Origin of the sequence: Mycobacterium sp. (assembly GCF_032159775.1) — a bacterium.
In the GTDB taxonomy this organism is placed as follows: Bacteria; Actinomycetota; Actinomycetes; order Mycobacteriales; family Mycobacteriaceae; genus Mycobacterium.
In genome coordinates this window covers 74304-94110 of record NZ_JAVHWK010000119.1, presented here as the reverse complement: position 1 = coordinate 94110, position 19807 = coordinate 74304, and the positions used below count along the sequence as shown (strand labels likewise).

The 19807-nt window shown below is 66.9% G+C and carries 19 protein-coding genes and 1 pseudogene; 8 read left to right on the top strand and 12 right to left on the bottom strand.

From position 1 onward, the window contains the following. Positions 1 to 42 precede the first annotated feature (42 nt). The 3 genes from nirB to QOJ24_RS14480 are packed head-to-tail and all read left to right on the top strand — an operon-like array spanning position 43 to position 3261. Positions 43 to 2640: a nitrite reductase large subunit NirB gene (gene nirB, locus QOJ24_RS14490; protein ID WP_526262296.1), complete on the top strand. Its 2598-nt coding sequence runs from the start codon at positions 43 to 45 to the stop codon at positions 2638 to 2640. After that, positions 2637 to 2993 carry a nitrite reductase small subunit NirD gene (nirD, locus tag QOJ24_RS14485; protein WP_526262294.1) on the top strand — a complete coding sequence of 119 codons (357 nt, stop codon included), beginning with the start codon at positions 2637 to 2639 and terminating at the stop codon, positions 2991 to 2993. Before nirB ends, nirD begins: the two co-directional genes overlap by 4 nt. A 37-nt stretch (positions 2994 to 3030) precedes the next feature. Beyond that, positions 3031 to 3261 carry an ANTAR domain-containing protein gene (locus QOJ24_RS14480; protein ID WP_526262292.1) on the top strand — a complete coding sequence of 77 codons (231 nt, stop codon included), beginning with the start codon at positions 3031 to 3033 and terminating at the stop codon, positions 3259 to 3261. 5 nt (positions 3262 to 3266) lie between these two features. On the opposite strand, the gene QOJ24_RS14475 is transcribed toward QOJ24_RS14480, so the two are convergent. The 9 genes from QOJ24_RS14475 to QOJ24_RS14435 all read right to left on the bottom strand — a co-directional run bounded on the left by QOJ24_RS14475 (position 3267) and on the right by QOJ24_RS14435 (position 10522). Continuing rightward, positions 3267 to 3839, bottom strand: a complete 573-nt coding sequence (locus QOJ24_RS14475) for a DUF2231 domain-containing protein (protein ID WP_526262290.1) — start codon at positions 3837 to 3839, stop codon at positions 3267 to 3269. 32 nt (positions 3840 to 3871) lie between these two features. Next, complete coding sequence (locus QOJ24_RS14470) at positions 3872 to 4528, bottom strand: sirohydrochlorin chelatase (protein ID WP_526262288.1); 657 nt, start codon at positions 4526 to 4528, stop codon at positions 3872 to 3874. Further along, positions 4525 to 5676 (bottom strand): uroporphyrinogen-III synthase, encoded by a 1152-nt coding sequence (locus QOJ24_RS14465; protein WP_526262286.1) that lies wholly within the window; start codon positions 5674 to 5676, stop codon positions 4525 to 4527. Before QOJ24_RS14465 ends, QOJ24_RS14470 begins: the two co-directional genes overlap by 4 nt. A gap of 121 nt (positions 5677 to 5797) precedes the next feature. After that, complete coding sequence (locus QOJ24_RS14460; RefSeq protein WP_526262284.1) at positions 5798 to 6601, bottom strand: SAM-dependent methyltransferase; 804 nt, start codon at positions 6599 to 6601, stop codon at positions 5798 to 5800. A gap of 21 nt (positions 6602 to 6622) precedes the next feature. Further along, positions 6623 to 7204: a GNAT family N-acetyltransferase gene (locus tag QOJ24_RS14455; RefSeq protein ID WP_526262282.1), complete on the bottom strand. Its 582-nt coding sequence runs from the start codon at positions 7202 to 7204 to the stop codon at positions 6623 to 6625. Between the two features lie 17 nt (positions 7205 to 7221). After that, complete coding sequence (locus QOJ24_RS14450) at positions 7222 to 8118, bottom strand: 5-oxoprolinase/urea amidolyase family protein (RefSeq protein ID WP_526262280.1); 897 nt, start codon at positions 8116 to 8118, stop codon at positions 7222 to 7224. Beyond that, the gene (locus QOJ24_RS14445) at positions 8115 to 8777 is read right to left on the bottom strand and encodes a 5-oxoprolinase subunit B family protein (protein WP_526262278.1); all 663 of its coding nucleotides are present in this window, start codon (positions 8775 to 8777) and stop codon (positions 8115 to 8117) included. The genes QOJ24_RS14450 and QOJ24_RS14445 overlap by 4 nt, the downstream gene beginning before the upstream one ends. Positions 8778 to 8862: 85 nt before the next feature. Continuing rightward, positions 8863 to 9552 carry a queuosine precursor transporter gene (locus tag QOJ24_RS14440; RefSeq protein WP_526262276.1) on the bottom strand — a complete coding sequence of 230 codons (690 nt, stop codon included), beginning with the start codon at positions 9550 to 9552 and terminating at the stop codon, positions 8863 to 8865. 16 nt (positions 9553 to 9568) lie between these two features. Next, complete coding sequence (locus QOJ24_RS14435) at positions 9569 to 10522, bottom strand: ABC transporter substrate-binding protein (RefSeq protein ID WP_526262274.1); 954 nt, start codon at positions 10520 to 10522, stop codon at positions 9569 to 9571. 78 nt (positions 10523 to 10600) lie between these two features. Between QOJ24_RS14435 and QOJ24_RS14430 the strand changes: the two genes are divergently transcribed. From QOJ24_RS14430 to QOJ24_RS14420, 3 genes are read left to right on the top strand one after another with little or no spacing between them, the layout of a single operon-like run. Further along, the gene (locus QOJ24_RS14430; RefSeq protein WP_526262272.1) at positions 10601 to 11596 is read left to right on the top strand and encodes a nitrilase-related carbon-nitrogen hydrolase; all 996 of its coding nucleotides are present in this window, start codon (positions 10601 to 10603) and stop codon (positions 11594 to 11596) included. Between the two features lie 38 nt (positions 11597 to 11634). Further along, positions 11635 to 13242, top strand: a complete 1608-nt coding sequence (locus tag QOJ24_RS14425; protein ID WP_526262270.1) for an amidohydrolase — start codon at positions 11635 to 11637, stop codon at positions 13240 to 13242. Between the two features lie 13 nt (positions 13243 to 13255). Further along, positions 13256 to 14617, top strand: coding sequence for an amino acid permease (locus QOJ24_RS14420; protein WP_526262268.1), 1362 nt, complete (start codon positions 13256 to 13258; stop codon positions 14615 to 14617). A gap of 3 nt (positions 14618 to 14620) precedes the next feature. Here the strand turns inward: QOJ24_RS14420 and QOJ24_RS14415 are convergent. From QOJ24_RS14415 to lysE, 3 genes and pseudogenes are all read right to left on the bottom strand, one after another. Then, positions 14621 to 15738, bottom strand: a pseudogene (locus tag QOJ24_RS14415) (putative sulfate exporter family transporter). Positions 15739 to 15887: 149 nt separating this feature from the next. Further along, a complete protein-coding gene (locus QOJ24_RS14410) occupies positions 15888 to 16685 on the bottom strand; it encodes an SDR family oxidoreductase (protein ID WP_526262383.1) in 798 nt (265 codons plus the stop codon). Between the two features lie 27 nt (positions 16686 to 16712). Then, a complete protein-coding gene (lysE, locus tag QOJ24_RS14405; RefSeq protein WP_526262266.1) occupies positions 16713 to 17312 on the bottom strand; it encodes an L-lysine exporter in 600 nt (199 codons plus the stop codon). A gap of 71 nt (positions 17313 to 17383) precedes the next feature. On the opposite strand from lysE, the gene QOJ24_RS14400 reads away from it, so the two are divergent. Both QOJ24_RS14400 and QOJ24_RS14395 read left to right on the top strand, forming a co-directional pair. Further along, positions 17384 to 18262, top strand: coding sequence for an ArgP/LysG family DNA-binding transcriptional regulator (locus QOJ24_RS14400; protein WP_526262264.1), 879 nt, complete (start codon positions 17384 to 17386; stop codon positions 18260 to 18262). Between the two features lie 115 nt (positions 18263 to 18377). After that, entirely contained in the window at positions 18378 to 19748 is a 1371-nt protein-coding gene (locus tag QOJ24_RS14395; protein WP_526262262.1) for a hypothetical protein, read from the top strand. Positions 19749 to 19807 lie beyond the last annotated feature (59 nt).

Below are 19807 nucleotides of genomic sequence, written 5' to 3'. Positions count from 1 at the left end.
CGAGGCGACATCGCGGCAATATCGGGTGCTTAACCTCGCGTCATGTCCTCGGATTGCGCAGCTGCCAGGCACGTCGTGGTGGTCGGGCACGGAATGGTCGGACACCGGTTCGTCGAAGCCGTGCGCGCCCGCGACACGGAGGGTCGGTGGCGGATCACCGTGCTGGCCGAGGAGTCCGACGCCGCATACGACCGGGTAGGTCTCACCGGGTACACCGAGCACTGGGACCGCGCTCGCCTCGCACTGCCCGGCAATGACTACGCGAGCGACAGCCGGGTGTCGCTGCGGCTCCGCGCCCAGGTCACCGCGATTGACCGACACGCCAAGGCCGTCATGTGCGCGGATGGCGAGCGCTTTGAATACGACGCGCTGGTATTGGCCACCGGTTCCTATGCCTTCGTGCCGCCTGTTCCCGGCCATGACCTGCCGGGCTGCCACGTCTATCGCACGCTCGACGACCTCGACGCAATCCGTGCCGACGCGCTGGCCGCGATGGCGGCGGGGCATGCGCCCGTCGGTGTCGTCATCGGCGGCGGCCTGCTCGGGTTGGAGGCCGCCAACGCGTTGCGCACATTCGGACTGCGTGCCCACGTGGTCGAGATGGCTCCGCGGCTGATGGCCCAACAGCTCGACGAGGCCGGCGGTGCGCTACTGAGCCGGATGGTCACCGAGTTGGGCATCGATGTTCACACCGGCGTGGGCACCAACGCCATTGCGCCTGCCCAACGCAATCGGCCGGTCCGGCGGTCAGAGGACGCGGACGCACTGCGGGTGACGCTCAGCGACGGGACGGTCATCGAAGCCGGCGTCGTGATCTTCGCGGCAGGTGTACGCCCGAGAGACGAATTGGGCCGCCAAGCCGGTCTGGGAATCGCCGAGCGCGGCGGCATCCTCACCGATCTGTCTTGTGGCACAGAGGATCCCAGCATCTATGCGGTTGGCGAGGTGGCAGCGATCGAGGGTCGCTGCTACGGACTTGTCGGGCCCGGCTACACCAGCGCAGAGGTGGCCGCGGACCGGCTCCTCGGCGGCGCCGCGGAATTCCCCGAGGCCGACATGTCCACGAAGCTCAAACTCCTCGGTGTCGACGTGGCCAGTTTCGGCGACGCCATGGGCGTCACGCCGGACTGCCTCGAGGTGGCTGTCAACGACGCCGTCAACCAGACGTACGCCAAGCTCGTGCTCTCCGACGACGCGAAGACTCTGCTGGGTGGAGTCCTGGTCGGCGACGCCTCGGCGTACGGGATCCTGCGTCCGATGGTCGGCGAACCGCTGCCCGGCGATCCCCTCGCGTTGATCGCGCCTGCCGGATCCGACGGCGGCGGTGCCGGATTGGGGGTAGCCGCGCTGCCGGCCGGCGCGCAGGTCTGCTCCTGCAACAACGTCACCAAGGGTGATCTGACCGATGCCATCTCCGGCGGCTGCTGCGATGTGCCTGCGCTGAAGCGGTGCACACAGGCGGGTACCTCCTGCGGGTCGTGCGTGCCGCTGCTCAAGCAGTTACTCGAAGCCCAAGGAGTCCAGCAGTCCAAGGCGCTCTGCGAGCATTTCAGCCAGAGCAGGGCGGAGTTGTACGAGATCGTCACCGCAGGCCCCGCGGAATCGGTACGCACCTTCTCCGGACTCATCGAGCGCTTCGGTACCGGAAAGGGTTGCGACATATGCAAACCCGTGGTCGCCTCGATCCTGGCATCGACCAGCTGCTCGCACATTCTCGACGGCGAGCAGGCCTCGCTGCAGGACAGCAACGACCACTTCCTGGCCAACATCCAGCGCAACGGCAGCTACTCGATAGTGCCGCGGGTGCCAGGCGGTGACATCACGCCCGAACAGCTGATCCTGATCGGCGAGATAGCAAGGGATTTCAGCCTCTACACCAAGATCACCGGCGGACAGCGCATCGACATGTTCGGCGCCAGGGTGGACCAGCTGCCCGAGATCTGGCGACGCCTCGTCGACGGCGGGATGGAATCCGGCCATGCCTACGGCAAGGCACTGCGGACCGTGAAGAGCTGCGTGGGCAGCGACTGGTGCCGCTACGGGCAGCAGGACTCGGTGCAGATGGCGATCAACCTCGAACTCCGCTACCGCGGCCTGCGAGCGCCACACAAGATCAAGATGGGTGTCTCGGGTTGCGCCCGCGAGTGCGCGGAGGCCCGCGGCAAGGACGTCGGCGTCATCGCCACGGAGAACGGATGGAACCTCTACGTGGGCGGCAACGGCGGCATGACCCCCAGGCACGCAGAGCTGCTCGCCGGGGATCTGGACGACGAGACGCTGGTCCGCTACATCGACCGCTTCCTGATGTTCTATATCCGCACGGCCGACCGGTTGCAGCGCACCGCACCGTGGGTCGAACAGCTCGGCACGCCGGACCAGGATGGCCTTGAGCACCTTCGCGACGTGGTGTGCGCGGACTCCCTGGGCCTGGCCGAGGAGTTCGAGGCGGCGATGGCACGCCACGTGGCGGGCTACGCGTGCGAATGGAAGGGCGTGCTGGACGACCCCGAGAAGCTGTCGCGGTTCGTTTCGTTCGTCAACGCGCCGGATGCACCCGACCCGACCGTCACCTTCACCAGGCGCGAAGGTCGCATCGTGCCGATGGGCATGCCGACGATTCGAAAGGTTGCCGAAAAGTGACCCTGCTCAACGACATTGCGGTCTGGACTCCTGCGTGTGCGTACGACCGGCTGATCCCCTGCCGCGGGGTGGGCGTCCTTCTTCCCGGCGGCGACCAGGCTGCGCTCTTCCGGCTCGACGACGGCAGCCTGCACGCGATAGGAAACGTCGACCCGTTCTCGGGCGCGGCGGTGATGTCCCGCGGCATCGTCGGCGACCGGGGTGGCCGGGCCACGGTGCAGTCACCGATCAAGAAGCAGGCGTTCGCCCTCGACGACGGCGTCTGCCTGGACGATCCGAAGCGCGGCCTGCCGGTCTATGAAACCCGGATCACCTCTGACGGCCGCGTCGAAATCCGTGCCCAAACGGCGTAGGCAGTTTGTTTCCGCGTCCGGGAGGTACCCCTTACCGATGTACCACAACCGCATCGCGGCGCGACACGGGCGTTTCGAACGCAGGTACGGGCGGACGGACGTCATCCACGACGCGACGACGCTGCTCATGGCCCGGTTCGACCTCGACGCCGGACAGGCCGTCGCACATCTGGTGGAAATGTCCAAGCGGCACAGCGACTCCATCGAGGCGGCCGCCCGCATGTGCGTCGACGCGGAGTTGCGCGGCGACCGCCTGCTCGCTGCGTAACCGCACTAAGCGGCGGACCGAGCACGCTCGGCGAGTTCGAGGTGCCCGATCGCGCGCGCGGATTGCCAGCGATACATCCCGGCGCCCTGCGCGTACGACAAGTGGCCACCGAGGGCGCCGCCGACCCCGATGGCCAGCAATCCCAGCACGCTCAGCCACGTCGCGGTGCGGTGCCGTTCACGCCTTCGGGCCCGATATGACAACGCGAACAACGCCACCCCCGCCGCGTTGCTTGCCGCGTGCACGATGCCGACCCGCTGTTGGCGCTTCGTCAAAAGCGCGTAGTCGGCCCAGCCGGCGATGATGGTCGGCGGCGTCGCGGCCAGCCCGAGCCCGACCAGTCGCCGGGCGGCGGTCCGGTCGCCGAAGCCGAGATCGAAAACGGCCGAGCTGATCCAGGCGCCGAGCGGAAGCATGACAAGCAGCGGATGCACGGGGTGCCCGAGCCACGAGCCGCGGACCAGCGACGCGAACCGACCGCTTCCGACGAGCCGGCCCGCGACGGCGGCGCTACGTTCCGCGGGGCCGTCGAGTGCCTCGACCGCCTCCACACTCTGCAAGATCCGGTGAACGTTCATGGCTGCGAGGTACCCGCTCTGGGCACCGTCAATCAGCCTGTTCGGCGGAATCTGTCGGCGATCAATCTCGCCATGCCAGGGTGGGTGCCAAGCGGCTCGGTGACCACGTCGGCGCCACTGAGCCGCAGACGATCCTGGAACAGTCCTTCGGACAGCAGGTATGACGCCACGACGACGCGGTGCGAACCGCGCAGGCGCAACCCGGCCACACAGTCGGCTACGCGCGGTGCCCCGGTGGCCACGAATGCCAGCTCGACGCGCGAACCGATCGTTGCCGAAAGCCACGCCGCGGTGGTGTGCAGATCGCGCTGCGCGGTCGCATCCGAGGTCCCTGCCGCTGCCAGGACAACCGAATCGCTTTGTCGCCAGCCGCTTTCGACGAGCCGATCGGTCAGCGTCCGGACAATCTGGTGACTCGGGCCCAGCGGCGGCGTGATCACCGCGTCGGTGTGGCCGCTGGCTGCGACATGGGCAGGAATGTCGACATTGACGTGATAGCCACGGGAGAGGAAGGCGGGAACCACGATGGTCGACGCGCTGAGCGCTTCTCGCGGCGTCGGCCCGATGACGTCAACGAACGCCACCTTCACCTCGCGATCGAGCAGCCCGGACACGCGTTCGGCCAGATCTTCTATCATCGCGACGCCCGCCGGTTTGCGTGTGCCGTGGGCGACCAGCAGCAGACTCACAGCGCTTGGGCGAGGGGTTCGTCGACGGCAAGACGGTAGCCGCGCTTCACCACGGTCGAAACGATGTTCTTGTCGCCCAATGCGGTTCGTAGCCGTAGCACCGCCGTCTCCACCGCATGGGTGTCGGTGCCCGTGCCGGGCAGCGCGCGCAGCAGGTCGGCCCTGCACACAACCGTGCCCGGAAGGTGGGCGAGCGCGCGGATCGTCGCCATCGCCGCCGGAGACAGCGCCTTGACCACGCCGTCGACCATGACGCACGTGCCGCGGATCTCGAGCCGGTGGCCTGCGACCGTCATGGTGCGCGACTGCAACGTCGGCAGCTCGTCGGTGATGTGGCGGGCCAGGGCGCCCAGCCGCATCCGCTCGGGCGCCGACGTCGGCACGCCCAACCGGACCAGCGGACGGGCGGTGACAGGACCGACGCACATTGCGTGCACATTGGTGCGCAGCGCGCCGAGAACCCGGTCCTCGATGCCCATTTCGCCCGCCCGCATCAGAACCGCGGCGACAGCGGGCGCCGACGTGAAGCTCACCGCGTCGAATTTCTCGTCGGCGATCCCGGCGATCAGTTGATCGAGATCGCCGTTGTGGGGGGCCGGATGCCAGCGATACACCCGGATCGGGACCACGTCGGCGCCTGCGGCGCGCAGCTCGTCGAGGAACTCGGGGAACGGGTCCCATTCCGCGGTCGCGCCGTGCAGCTGCACCGCGATGCGCTGACCGGAGATGCCGCCCTCGACCAGGTAGTGCAGCAGTTCCCGCGACGACTCCGACTCCGGCGACCATTCCTCCGGCAAGCCCGCGGCCCGCAGCGCGCCGGTCGCCTTCGGGCCGCGGGACACGATGCGGGCCTTGCCGAGCGATGTGATCAGGTCGTTGGCCATATTCCAGCCGTCGGCGGCGGCGACCCAGCCGCGGAAGCCGATCCCCGTCGTCGCGATCACGATGTCGGGGGACACGTCGATCAGCGCTTCGGTGTGCAACCGCAATTCCTGGTCGTCGGGCAACGGCACCATCTCGATCGCCGCGGCCGCTGTGACGCTGGCCCCGCGCTTACGCAGCAGCGCGCTCAGCTCGTCGGCGCGCCGGGCGGACGTCACCGCCACCCGAAACCCGGTGAGCGGCGCCCAGTCGGGCTCCTCACTCATGTGCCCAGTGTTTGCAGCGCGTGTTTCGAGATGATTAACCGGTCGTTGCCCCCGGATGTCGCCGCCCGTCGCGGCGTGAATTTCGGCTCACCGCGGCTGGTGGGCGCCTGTGAGGTGGCGCTCAGTCGACGCGGTGTGCGTGCACGACGGTGAACGGCAGGTGGACCCGGTCGCCTTCGAGCAGGTCGGCAATGGTGCTGAAGCGGGCCTTGACGTCCCTCATCTGCTCGAGCGCCTCTGGCGGCAGCTGTTCTGCCATCTGCTGCGGTACATCCTCGCCGAGGTTGCCGAACCCCGCGGTAGTAGCCAGATATGTTGTCGGGCCGAGGAAATCGATGCGCCACCCGTTCGCGGTCAACGTGTCCCGGAGGTTCGACTCGGGCACCGACCCCATGGGCGCGACGATGCCGTTGATGTTGCCGTCGGAAAAACAGTAGAGATGCCATCTGGCACCCGGACGCGTCGCGCGGTACAGGCTGGCGGCGTAGGCCTGACGGCCGTCGTCGTCCAGGCAGTGGTAGAGGGCGCTGTCGACAACGGTGTCGAATCGACCGTCGTAACCGGTGAGGTCGGTGGCGTCGGCGACGTCGAACATGACGCCTGCCGATGCGGCGGGTGACTTCAGGACACCGGCTTCGGCTGCGCGCCCACGGGCCAGCTCGATCGCGGCGGGTGAACCGTCCAGCCCGGTGACCGAGTGTCCGCGGGACGCAAGGAAGATCGCGTTGTCGCCGAGGCCGCAGCCGATGTCGAGCACTTCACCGCTGATCCCGCCGAGCGCCTCGAGTTCCATCAGCCGTGGCTGGGCTGCCCTGATGTCCCACGGCACTCCTGCCGGCCGGGGTGCGCCGTCGGTTGCCGGCTCACCGCGGTACAGCTTGTCGAACGATTCAGGTGTCGGTTGAAAGGCTTTCGGCGTAGTCACCAGATCCAAAATACCCGCGGGTCACCACACATCGCCGTCGCGCCAGTCGCAGCTGATCGCCTCACCGGTGTCCAGCTCGACGGAGACGGGCAGCACGAATATCGACGCGTCATCGTCGGGAGTTCGTCGCATCCCGGTGGGCGCCAGCACCGACGTCGGCCCGCGCCACGGCAGCCAGCCACGCGCGGTGTAGATGGGCCGCCCCGCCTCCGATGCGCTCAGCGCCCCGAGCTGGTATCCACCGCGGATCACCTGTTCGACGGCGTCCATCAGGGCACTGGCCAACCCCTGCCCGCGCCAGTCCTTGTGCACCGCGACGCCTTCGACATAACCGCATCGCAGCGCCGAGTCCCGGTACAGCAGGCGGCGCGCGACCACCGCGGCGTGCGCAATCAGCGCACCGTGACGCGCGATCAGTGCGTGCATGCCGCCGAGGGTGTGCTCCCAGTCGGCGTCGGTGAACGCGATCTCGCCGCCGTCGAAGGCGTCGACCACCATGGCACGGGCGTCGTCGCGGGTGTTGTTGTCGAGGTCGGCGGTGTGGATCAGGCGAGCGGTGTGCAGCCCGCGCACGCGAGGAGCGGCAGAATCCGCAGTGGGCACACCATGTGTCTACCCGCTCAAGAACCGTTGTGGAAGGGTCGGCGCGGGCGTGACCAGTGCAGCCGGACGGTCTGCCCGGGGCGGACCTGCGCGATCCTGTCGATGTCCTCATCGATGACCACGCCGATCACCGGATACCCGCCGGTGACCGGATGGTCCGGACCGAGAACGACCGGAAAACCGTTCGGCGGCACCTGAATCGCTCCTCGGGTAGCGCCTTCGCTCGGCAACTGACGGTCGCCGTAGCGGTACTCCAGCGGCATGCCGGCCAAGCGGATACCAACCCGGTCGCTGCGGTTGGTGACCTGCCAGTTCGTGTGGACGAGGACATCAGGTTCGGTGAACCAGTCGTCGCGGGGTCCCGGCACGACAGACACTTCGACGACGTCCTCTTCGATTGCGGCCACCGGCGCTTGATCCAGCTCGGGAAATTTCTCGGTGTGCTCGCCGACCGGCAGCACGTCGCCCGCCTTCAACGGCACCGGTCCGATCGCCGACATCACGTCGTAGCTGCGGGAGCCGAGCACCGGATCGACGGCGATCCCCCCGCGAATCGCCAGATATGAGCGCAGACCGGAATGTGGCACGCCGAGCGAGATCACCTCGCCGTCATGCGCATAGTGAATACTGTTGGTACCGAAGGGAACTCCGTTGATGGCGGGATCGGTGTCGGCGCCTGTCACCGCGATGGCCACGTCCCCTCCGCGCACCCGTGCGCTGAACCCGCCGAACGTCACCTCGACGGTGGCGCGGTCCCCCGGGTTGGCCACCAGACGGTTGGCCAGCTTGTGGGACCGACGATCGGCTGCACCGGACCGAGTCACGCCGAGCTGCGCCTTGCCTGGCCTGCCGAGGTCCTCGATCAGCGCCAGCGGACCCGTGCGCAACACCTCCAGTGTGGTCGTTGTCGTCACGACGACACCTCCCTGAACTGAACCCACAGACCCGGGGTCAGCAGCGCGGGCTGCTCGCGGTCGACGTCCCAGAGGCGGGCGTCCGTGCGCCCGATCAACTGCCAGCCGCCGGGGGATTCGCGTGGGTAGACGCCGCTGAACTCACCTGCCAGGCCGACGGAGCCGACGGGCACCTTGGTGCGCGGCTCCGAGCGCCGCGGTACCTTGAGCCGTTCGTCACCGCCGACCAGGTAGGCGAAACCCGGTGCGAAACCGGCGAACCCGACCCGCCATGGCGTCCTGGTGTGCGCGGCGATGACGTCCCGGCGACTCAATCCGGTCAGCTTCGCGACTTCGTCGAGGTCGGCTCCGTCATACACCACGTCGATGACCACATCGACCTCGCCCTCGACCGGCGCGCCGGCCTCACGGACCGCATCCGGCGCCAGCCTCAACTTGCTGAGCTGTTGCCGGGCCATCCCCTGACAGCGCGGGCCGTCCAGCTTGATCAGCACGGTCCTCGAGGCGGGAACGATGTCCACGGCGCCGGGCAGATTCGCGTCGCGAAGAACGTCGTTCCAGGCCAATACCTCCGCGGTGCTGTCGAACTCGAGCAACAGCGCCTGATCGCCGTAGTCGGTGACCGTGCCGATCACCATCGCCTCTGCCGTCACGCTCATGTGGTAAAGCTACCCGCGGGTAAGTCTGCGAAATCCTCCAATTTCGGGGTTGCCAGAGGTGCCTTAGCGAAGGCTCACGATTGCATTAATTGGCGGGCGCGTACGTGGGCTCGTGCCGCTTGATGTACGCGATGACGCGGTAGGTCACCGGCAACATCACCACCTCGACGGCGGTCTTGTACAGCCATCCCTGCACCGTGTAGGTGGCGAAGGTGCCGAAGGTGGTGATCCCGATGGCGCTGGCCGCGATGCTGCAGAACACGAGCGTGTCACCGAGCTGGCCTGCGAACGTCGACCCGACCAGCCGAGCCCACAGGTGCTTCTCCCTGGTGCGCTCCTTGATGAGCACCACCACCCATGCGTTGATGGTCTGGCCGACGATGAAGCCTGCCAGCCCGGCGACGATGAGCTGCGTGTAGGCACCCACAACGTTCTCGAAGTGCTCCTGGTTGGCGTAGAAGTCCGCGGCCGGGAGATAGATGGTGACCCAGAAGGCAAGTGCAGCAACGATATTCATCGAAAACCCCAGATAGATGACACGCCGGGCGGCCTTGAACCCGTACACCTCCGACAGCACGTCGCCGATCACATAGGTCAATGGAAAGACGATGAAACCGCCGTCGGTGATGATTGGGCCGAATGCGACACCCTTGGTGGCGGTCACGTTGGAGATGATCACCAGTGCGGTGAAAACTGCGGCGAGCGCGGGGTAGTAGGCCGACCCGATCGCAGCGAATGAGGCGGGCCGCTCGTCGGTGGAGGTCTCCTCGGTCACCGGGATATCAAACTACTCAGCCAAGCGCCTTGACCAATGCGGGTGTCAACTGGTCGGCGACCACGGGGTAGGACAGCGGCGACGCGAACGCGATCGCGCCCGCGAGGTCCTTGCCGGTGAAGACGTTTCGGTTGCCGGTGGTGGCCCTCAGCTTGGCGACCGTCGGGTCGGCCAACAGCGCGGCCTGCTGGTCGTCGCTTTCGGTGCTCCAGATCAGCACGTCGGCCGAATTGAGCATCGGCGCCATCTGGTCGCGGGTGATCGTGCCGCCGATGTCGGGGATGGCCAGGCCCATCTGGGTGAGGAAGTCGCTGCGCCAGCGAGGGGCGAGCACGTTGACCGCGTCACCGACGATGGCGCCCTCCAGCAGCAGCGCCTTCTTGCCGGAGAACTGGGGGTTGTTCTTCGCGATCTCGGTGAACCTGTCTTCGACCGCCTTGACGAGCGCCGCCATCTCGTCGAACTTGAACGCGGCCCGACCGATAGCGGCGGCCTGGGTTTTCCACGGCTCGAAGAAGGCGTCCTGGCCGGACTGCGGAATGGTCGGCGCGATTTGGGACAGTTTCTTGTAGGTGTCCTCGTCGATGCCTGCGTTGGTGGCGACGATGAGGTCGGGCTTCAGTGCGGCGATCCTGTCGATCTGGATCCCGTTGCTGAGATCAAGGACCTCGGGCTGCGCGCCGCCGAGCTTGGGCTGCGCCCACGGCCACACCCCGAACGGCTGATCGCCCCACCAGTTGGTGACGGCAATCGGTAACACCCCGACGGCGAGCAGGTCGTCCTGTTCGGTGTAGCCGGCGCTCACCACCCGCTTGGGTGCGGCGGGGACCTTCGTCTCGCCGAACATGTGCGTGACCGTGACCGAACCGTCCTGGGCCACCGCGCCTGGCTTCTGCGGGCTGCACGCGGCGACTGCTGCAGCGGTTGCGGTCATCGCCAGGAAACCTCGCCGCGACCAATTCTTCGGCACACCGCGAGCGTAACCCGCAACCAGCTAACTAGGGTGAAGCGAAATAAGGAGCGAAAGCGATTCGTCTGTAGGAGTGCCATGATCACGCTCACAGCCTGCGCACCAGAACCGTTGTCCCGCACCAGCGCGTCGGGCCGTCCACCGCTGCGTGTCGGCCTGGTGCAGCACCGGTGGCGCCCCGATGCCAAGGAGCTGGCGACGGTTCTCCGCGGTGGCATCGACCAGGCGGCCGCCGAAGGCGCTCGAGTCGTCTTCCTTCCGGAGATCACCCTGCTGCGGTACCCCGCCGACACCCCGGCCGGCCCCGATCCGGGGGCCACGGCCGAGGATCTGGCCGCTGGGCCGACCTTCGCGCTGGCCGCCGAGGCCGCCGCGGCCAACGGCATCTACGTGCACGCCTCGTTGTACGAGAAGGCGCCCGCCGACGACGGTCTCGGGTTCAACACCGCGATCCTGGTCTCACCGAAAGGCGAGTTGGTCGGCCGCACCCGCAAGCTGCATATTCCGATTTCCGCCGGCTACTACGAGGACTCCTACTTCCGAGCCGGCCCCGGCCCGGACTCGGGGGAGGCGAACCCGTACCCGGTGTATGCGCCCGACGGCCTCGACGCTCGCATCGGCATGCCGACCTGCTGGGACCAATGGTTTCCCGAAGTCGCGCGTAACTACTCACTCGGCGGCGCCGAAATCGTCGTCTACCCAACGGCAATCGGTTCCGAGCCCAAGTTCCCCGCCTTCGACACCCAACCGCTGTGGCAGCAGGTCATCGTGGCCAACGGCATCAACAGCGGCCTGTTCATGGTCGTGCCGAACCGCACCGGTGACGAGGGCGCCCTGTCCTTCTACGGCTCGTCGTTCATCTCCGACCCCTACGGTCGCGTTCTGGTCGCCGCACCGCGCGACGAGGAAGCGGTGCTGGTCGCCGATCTTGATCTTGATCAGCGGCGCGACTGGCTCGAGCTGTTTCCGTTCCTGTTGACCCGCAGGCCCGACAGCTACCGGGCGCTGACCGCCCCGGTCGACGCGGAACGGCCCTACGGTGCGGGCCATGCCCCGACAGCCGTCATCAAATGACGCCGCCGTGAACGCCTCGCAAGCGTAGGGTCCCGCTGGTGACAGCGACGATCTTCACCGGCGGCGTCATCTGGACGGGCTCGGGACAGACCGATGCGCTGCTCGTCACCGACGGGGTGGTGCAGGCGCTCGGAGATGAGGCCACGGCGTCGGCAGCAGGTGCCGATGTCGTCGACTTGGACGGCGGCTTCCTGATGCCGTCTTTTGGTGACGGCCACGCGCACCCGCTGTACGGTGGCCTCGAATATGCCGGGCCGCCGGTGCGTCCATGTGGATCGGTCGACGGAATCGTCTCGGCGGTACGGAAATTCGCCGACGAGCACCCTGCCGACGAGTGGATCGTTGGCGCGTCATATGACAGCAGCCTCGCCCCCGACGGGCTGTTCGACGCTCGCTGGCTGGATTCCGCCGTCCCCGACCGTCCGGTGGCGCTGCGCGCGTGGGACTACCACACCATGTGGGTCAACTCCGTGGCGCTGGAGCGTGCAGGCATCACCGCGGACACCCCTGACCCGGTGCTCGGAGAGATCCCGCACCGCGAGGACGGGTCGGTGCTCGGCACGCTGCGTGAGTGGGGCGCGGTCGACCTGGTGACCGCGGTGATGCCGAAGCGCGACGAACGCGTGCGGTTGGCGGCACTGGGCACTGCCGCCGATTACTACCTGGCCCGCGGGGTGACGTGGGTGCAGGATGCCTGGGTCGAACCCGACGACGTCGACACGTACATCGCGGCGGCCCGCAGCGATCTGCTTCGGATGCGGTTCAACCTCGCCCTGTATGCCGACCCGCGCCACTTCGATTCGCAGCTGAAGAGTTTCGCCGACGCCCGCCGCCGCGTCGACGAGGTCGGCTCGCCGCTGCTGACGGCCCAGACCGTCAAGTTCTTCGCCGACGGTGTGATCGAGAATGAGACGGGTGCGTTGCTCACGCCGTACTGTTCGGCGCTGCACAGCCACGGGCAGAGCAACTGGGAGGGCGACGCGCTTGCCCAGGCCGCGCGTCAGGTCGACGATCTTGGCTTGCAGATCCACATTCATGCCATCGGCGACGCGGCCGTGCGTCAGGCGCTGGATGCGATCGAGGATGTGGTGCGGCACAGCGGGCCTCGGGACCGTCGGCCGGTGATCGCGCATGCGCAACTTGTCGATGACGCGGACGTCGACCGGTTCGCCGAACTCGGGGTGATCCCGAACATGCAGCCGCTGTGGGCCCAGCTGGACGCGCTGATGACGGTGTTGACAGTGCCCCGCCTCGGCACCGAACGCGCGGACAAGCAGTACCGGATTCGCAGCATCGCGGATTCGGGCGCGCCGCTGGCATTCGGTTCCGATTGGCCGGTGTCATCCGGCAAGCCGTTCGACGGCATCGCCGTCGCCGTGTCCCGGCAGACGACCGATGGCGAACCCGAAGGCGGTTGGATCCCCGACGAGATCCTGCCGATCGAGCGGGCGCTGTCCGCCTACACGGCGGGGGTGGCCTATCAGGCGTTCGCCGAGGACGGCTGGGGCCGACTGGTTCCCGGTGCAAGCGCCGACCTGCTCTGGTTGAATCGCGACCCGAGGATCACTGCGGCGCTGGAGCTTCCCGCGCTCGACGTCCAAGCCACGTATCTGCGCGGCAGGCCGGCCTACACGGCCACGGATTAGAGGAGACAAAGATATGTCCACTGCGCCAACGGATTCAACCGTTCCGCCGAAGTCCACGGAGGAGGAGGGCCGCCTCCGGCGCGCCCTCGGCACGCCCTCTCTCGTGCTGTTCGGCATGGTCTACATGGTGCCGCTCACGGTGTTCACCACATACGGCATCGTGACCCAACTGACCGGCGGCCGACTGTCGGTCGCTTATCTGGTGACGCTGGCGGCCATGGTGTTCACCGCCAGGTCGTATGCACGAATGTCGGCGGCCTACCCGGTGGCCGGCTCCGCGTACGCGTACACACAGAAGTCGTTCGGGGCGCCCACCGGCTTTTTGGCCGGCTGGTCGCTGCTGCTCGACTATCTCTTCCTGCCGATGCTGAACTACCTCGTCATCGGCATTTACATGAGCGCTGCGGTGCCGTCCGTGCCGCCGTGGGTATGGATTCTGATCGCGATCGTCTTGGTGACCGTGCTGAACATCGTCGGCATCGTTTCGGTGGCGCGGGCCAACTTCTTGCTTCTCGCCCTGCAGATCATCTTCATCGTCGTGCTGGTGGTGATGGCGTTCGTGACGATCTCCGGATACGGAAGCGTGAACCTGGTGGCGCCCTTCAGTGGTGACGGCACGGTCAGCGGTGTGACGCCGATCTTCGCGGGCGCGGCCATTCTCTGCCTGTCCTTCCTCGGATTCGACGCGGTGTCAACGCTTTCGGAGGAGGCGAAGGATCCCACCCGGACCGTGCCGAAAGCCATCATGATCGCCACCGTCGTGTCCGGACTGATCTTCTTCGGCTTGTCCTACGTCTCGCAGCTGGCGTTCCCGTCGAATGAGTTCGCCGACGTCGACGCGGGTTCGACGGACGTGATGCTGGCGGCGGGCGGCCAATTCCTGAACATCTTCTTCACCGCCGCGTACGTCGCAGGCTGCATCGGGTCGGCGCTCACCTCGCAGGCGTCGGTCGCACGCATCCTCTTCGCGATGGGCCGCGACGGCATCATGCCGCGCAAGGTCTTCGGTCACGTCTCGGTGCGATTCGCCACCCCGACGTTCGCCATCCTGGTGGTCTCGGTGATCTCGCTCGCCGCACTGTGGATCGAATTGGGCTTCCTCGCCTCGATCGTGAGTTTCGGTGCGCTGGTGGCTTTCTCGGCTGTCAACCTCACCGTCATCAAGCATTACTACATCGACAGCGGTGACAAGAACGTGTTCAACAACGTCATCCTGCCGCTCATCGGCTTTGCGTTGACGGTGTGGTTGTGGTTCAACCTTTCGGCTCTTACCCTGTGGGTCGGGCTGATCTGGCTGGCAATCGGATTCGTGTGGCTGCTGGCGGTGACGCGGGGCTTCCAGCGCCCGACGCCGGTGTTGGATATGGAGGAGTAGCCGCTAACCGACGGCGAAGTTCCCGAACAGCACGACCGCGAGGCCGAGTGCGACGACGATGTTCACCAGAGTCGCCGAGGCGAACAGTGCGATCGGTCGCCATCCCGCTTCGCGCAGGCCCTTCAGCGAGAACTCCAACCCGATGGAGACGAAGGCGAAGATCAGGAACCAGGTGCGCAGATCGTTGACGGTCGCGATCGCTGCTTTGCCGCCGCTGGCCCATTGCAGGTAGAGCGTGCCGATGATCGACGCGGCGACGAACCCGAGGACGAACTTCGGGAACCGTTCCCAGAACTGGCCCAGCGTCGGCCTAGCCTCGTCGGGACTGCGGCGTTCGACCTTGACCGCGAAGTAGGCGGTCAGCGCGATCGCCACCACACCGATCAGGGCGTTCTGTGTCGTCTTGACGATCGTCGCGATCTGCAGTGCGTTCTCGCCCGCGATGGCGCCGGACGCCGCGACGGCGGCCGTGGTGTCGATGTTGCCGCCGATCCAGGCGCCCGCCACCTCGTCCGAAAGACCGAACACGTCGGACAGCCACGGCAGCAGGAAGATCGACGGCAGCGCGAACTCGATCACCAGCGACGCGGCATAGGCGAGTTGTTCCTTCTTCGCCTGCACGGCGCCCGCCGCCGCGATGGCCGCGCTCACACCGCAGATCGACACCGCCGACGCCAGCAGCGCGCGCAGCTTGTCGTCGAGGCCGAGCAGGCCGCCGAGCCACCAGGTGAAGCCGAACACGATGCTGATCAACAGCAGCGCCTGAATGATGGCCGGCCCCGCGGCGGTGACGAGCACCTTCAGGTTGACCGACGCGCCCAGCAACACGAGGCCGGTCTTGATGAAGAACTCGGTGCGGAAGCCGTTCGACAGTGCGTCGCGCAGTGCCAGCCTGGTCAGTACCGCGTTGCCGGCCAGGCCCAAAGCAATGGCGTAGATCGGAACTCGATCGACATGGCCACCTTCGGGAACGGGGTACCCGCCGCCCAGAGCGGCACCTCCTGCTCGAGGAAGCGGGCGAGCGCGCCGAGTGCGACGACGACAACCACCCCGGCGATCGCATAGCCAAGGACGGGTTTCGACTCTTCCTGGGTCGCCTGATCGGCGGTCTGTTCGGTCACGGGATCACGCTTCCCGGGATAGCACCGACGAGCACCAACACCAACAGCGCCAGGCCAACGATGACAGCGAGCCAGTCCTCGTTCATGCGGGCAAACCGTAATCACCGACGACGGCATCGGGAACGGTTGAGATCACAGCGAACACAAAGCTAAAGGCTGGCCAGCCTCTTGTTCAGCAGCCGCTGCAGCCATGCGGGAGAGAAACGCGACAGCACGACCGACGCCCTGGTCTGTGTGCCGACAGCGAAGTGCACCTGGTGAATTCGGCGCTGCAGCCTCGAGGGTTCGACCGCCGCCACGATAGTGTCGGCGACGTCCTGAGCGGTCAGATTGATGCCGAGAGATTCGGTGGTGCCGGTTTTGATGTTCTCCGTCATCGCCGTCTTCACGTACAGCGGCCAGATCGCGACGACGCGGATGCCGTGGCTGCTCCATTCGATGTCGAGCGCCTCGGTGACGCCGCGGACGAAGAACTTCGTCGCACTGTAGGTGGCGAGCTCGGCCTGACCGTAGATTGCCGACGCCGATGCGAGGTTGACGACGACGGAGTTCGGTGTGGTCCGTAGATAGGGGAACGCGGCATGCAGACCGTTGACGACACCCTTGGTGTTGATGTCGATCTCCTTGAGCTGCGCGGCGATGTCGATGTCCTCGAACCGCCCGGCCCGCAGGATGCCGGCGTTGTTGATCATCACGTCGAGGCGGTCACCGGCCGCCTTGGCGAACTCGCCGACGCGCTTCGCCATCTCGTCGGGATCGGTGACGTCGAGGTGTCCGGTGATGGCCGGAGCCGCTCGGCCGAGCGCCTCGATCTCGCCGGCAAGCGATTTGAGACCCACCTCGTCGATGTCATATCCGCCGACCGTGTAGCCCTTGCGGGCGAAAGTCAGCGCGGTGGCGCGGCCGATACCTGCAGCGGCGCCGGTGATGAACACGGCTCTGGTGATGCCCACACGTCATGATCGCACTCCCTACTACACCGCGATCATCGCGATGGCGAGGCCGATCATCATCACCGCGATCAGCCCGTCGAGAATGCGCCGCGTCATGGGCTTGGCGAACAGCCCTGCCAGGCGTCGGGCCCCGAGGCCGAGGCTGACGAACCAGACCGCGCTGGCAGTGACGGCCCCGACGCCGAACAGCCAGCGACCGTCGCGGTGTTCGTTGGCCAGTGCACCCAGCAGCACCACGGTGTCCAGATAGACGTGCGGGTTGAGGAACGTCAGGGCCGCCGCAGTCAGCAGGACCTCAGCCAACCGGGCCGGCGTGGCTTCCGATGGTGAAAGAGTCGACGGCCGCCATGCACGCCGCGCGGCCAGCAGCCCGTAGCAGAACAGAAAAAGGGCACCGCCGAACTTGGCGACGTTGACTGCGGCCGGATGCGCATTGATCAACGCCCCGACGCCCGCGATGCCCGCGGAGATCAGCGCGATATCGGAGACGGTGCACAGCGCCACCACGGGCAGTACGTGCTCCCGCCGAATGCCCTGGCGCAGCACGAATGCGTTCTGCGCCCCGATCGCGGCGATCAGGGTGAACGAGGCCAGGAAGCCGACGATCAGGGGCGAGGTCATCAGTTCGACGGTAGGCAACCAGCGCGGATCAGTACAGCTAATGATTCTTCATATGCATTAGCATTACTAAGGTGCGCCTCGACAGCCAGCAGCTTGCCGCATTCGCAGCGGTGATCGAGCGCGGTAGCTTCGACGCCGCCGCCGACCATCTGCACGTCACGCCCTCGGCGGTGAGCCAACGGATCAAGGCGTTGGAACAGCGCGTCGGCCAGGTGCTGATCCGGCGCGAGAAGCCAACTGCGGCAACGCCTGCCGGGGTCCCACTGCTTCGGCTCGCCGCCCAGACCGCGCTGCTCGAGTCGGAGGCGCTGGCCGATATGGGCGGTGGTTCGGCGGACCGGACCCGCGTCGCGGTCGCAGTCAACGCCGACTCGATGTCGACATGGTTCACCACCGTGTTCGACCGGTTGCCGGACATCCTCTTCGACCTTCGGATCGAGGACCAGGACCACTCGGCCGGGTTGTTGCGCGAAGGCGCGGTAATGGGGGCGGTCACCACCGAGAGCGCTCCGGTGCCCGGATGCCGGGCGATGTCTCTCGGGGTGATGCGCTATGTGCCGGTGGCCAACGCCGCCTTTCGCGTGCGATACCTGTCCGAGGGGTTCACGGCCGAGGCAGTGGCCTGCGCGCCGTCGCTGGCTTGGAACCGCGACGATGCCCTGCAGGACATGTTGATAAGCAGGGCATTTCAACGCAGCGTCACCCGGCCGGTGCACTACGTGCCCACCGCAGAGGGGTTCGCTTCCGCGATCCTGGCCGGCCTTGGCTGGGGTATGTTCCCGACAGGTGCTGCTGCCCCGTACTTGGCGGACGGCTCGTTCGTTCGGATATCCGACGTGCACCTCGATGTGCCGCTGTTCTGGCAATGCTGGAAGATGACCAGTCCGCTGATCGACACCGTCACCGACGCGGTCCGCGCCGCGGCTTCAGGGCCTCTTCTGGGCGGCTGATTCGGTTCTTCTTTGGGAATCGAGACGCGAGCACGACATAATGAGACGATCGTCGCAGAACATTGGTGATGCGGGCTCTCCCGACGGGCGGCAGGAGAACACCATAAGTACACGCATGCGCTTGGCGGCAGGGCTCTGTGCGCTTTCCGTCGCCCTGCTGTTCACAGGACTGGGAGGTCCGGTCGCGACCGCTGAAACCGACGCGGACGGTTCGATCAGCAACACCCACGACCACGTTGGTGCGGCGGAGACCGGACCTGTCGAAGGTCCGGTCGAGACGAACGTCGTAGACACGATTCCCGAGCTGCTCGGAGCGCTCGGCGCCGACCCGCAGACCCCGTCCCAGGACGGGGAGACCCATGACGGCGGGGAAGTCCCGAAGGGTCCCGGCGGGCTAACTGGCCCGATGGCCCTCGGCGGTTCGACCGACGAGCAGCCGGCAGCCCCGGCAGTGACCACCGACAACACGGGTAGTGGCTCGAGCCCCGCGGCCACCAGCCAAGAGTCGAGTCAACCGGAGACCGTCGTCTCGCACACACCGGACTCCTCGTCGGACTCGCAGACGAATGTCGAAGCGGCCTCGCTGACCAATGCCGAGGTGAATTCGCTGACCAGCGGCGAAGTGAATTCGTCGACCGACGACCAAGTGAATCCTCCCGCCGGCAACCCACCAGCGGCGGAACCCGCGGTGGTTCAGCCGGTCACGAATTCAGTTGAATCGGTCGAGTCTCCGGCTTCGTCGGCCCCACCCCCGCCCCCGGCCGCGCCACCCGTAGTCGGTGCCGCTGCGGCCAACGACGTCATCAAGGCACTGGCGTACTTCTTCATCGCGCTGACCCCCGACGGCGTCCCGTACATCAAGATTCCGAATAATCTTCTCTCACTGCTCGGCATCCCTGCGATGGCCGAAGCGGCGACAGCGTCGCTGACCGCCGGTGGAATCGGCGGAAGCCTTCTTGCGGGTGGCCTGTACACCGCCGCGCGTATACAGCCGGCGTCATCGCTGTCGGTGCCGACAGGCTGGCCCGGAATGCTCATCGCACCCGGTGATTCGGCCGCGCTGGCATCTGCCCGCGCCGCCGCACATCCCACTCCAGAGGGTGTCGGCGCCAGCGGTGCGGTCGAACAGCGTCCCGTCGGGATCAAGGCGGTGCTGGCGGGCGGGATTCTCCCGGAGCAGGTGCGTTCGGTTCTGCAACACACAGTCGACGCCGTTTTGGCCCCGCTGTCCATGCTGGCGCTGGCTGCATTGGCATCGCCGGGCGTCGTCGGCCTGCTGCTTCTCAGCGCCGCGGGAATGTTCGTCGGGTATCGCCAGGCGAAGGCGGCGTCGATGCTGCGGGCGGTGGGGATAGCGCGGTTCGTGAAGGCGGGCCCGCTGGGCGTCGTCAGATCAGGCGGGCTCGTCGCCCTGCATGCCCGTCCGTCGACTGCGGCCAGGCCGGAGTCGCGCCGGAGCAGAGGTGTACTCGAGACCGTCGCCTGACCAGGCGGCATCAGCTCCAAACCAAACGTTTGTCCCGGCGGGGCATTGATTAAACGGCC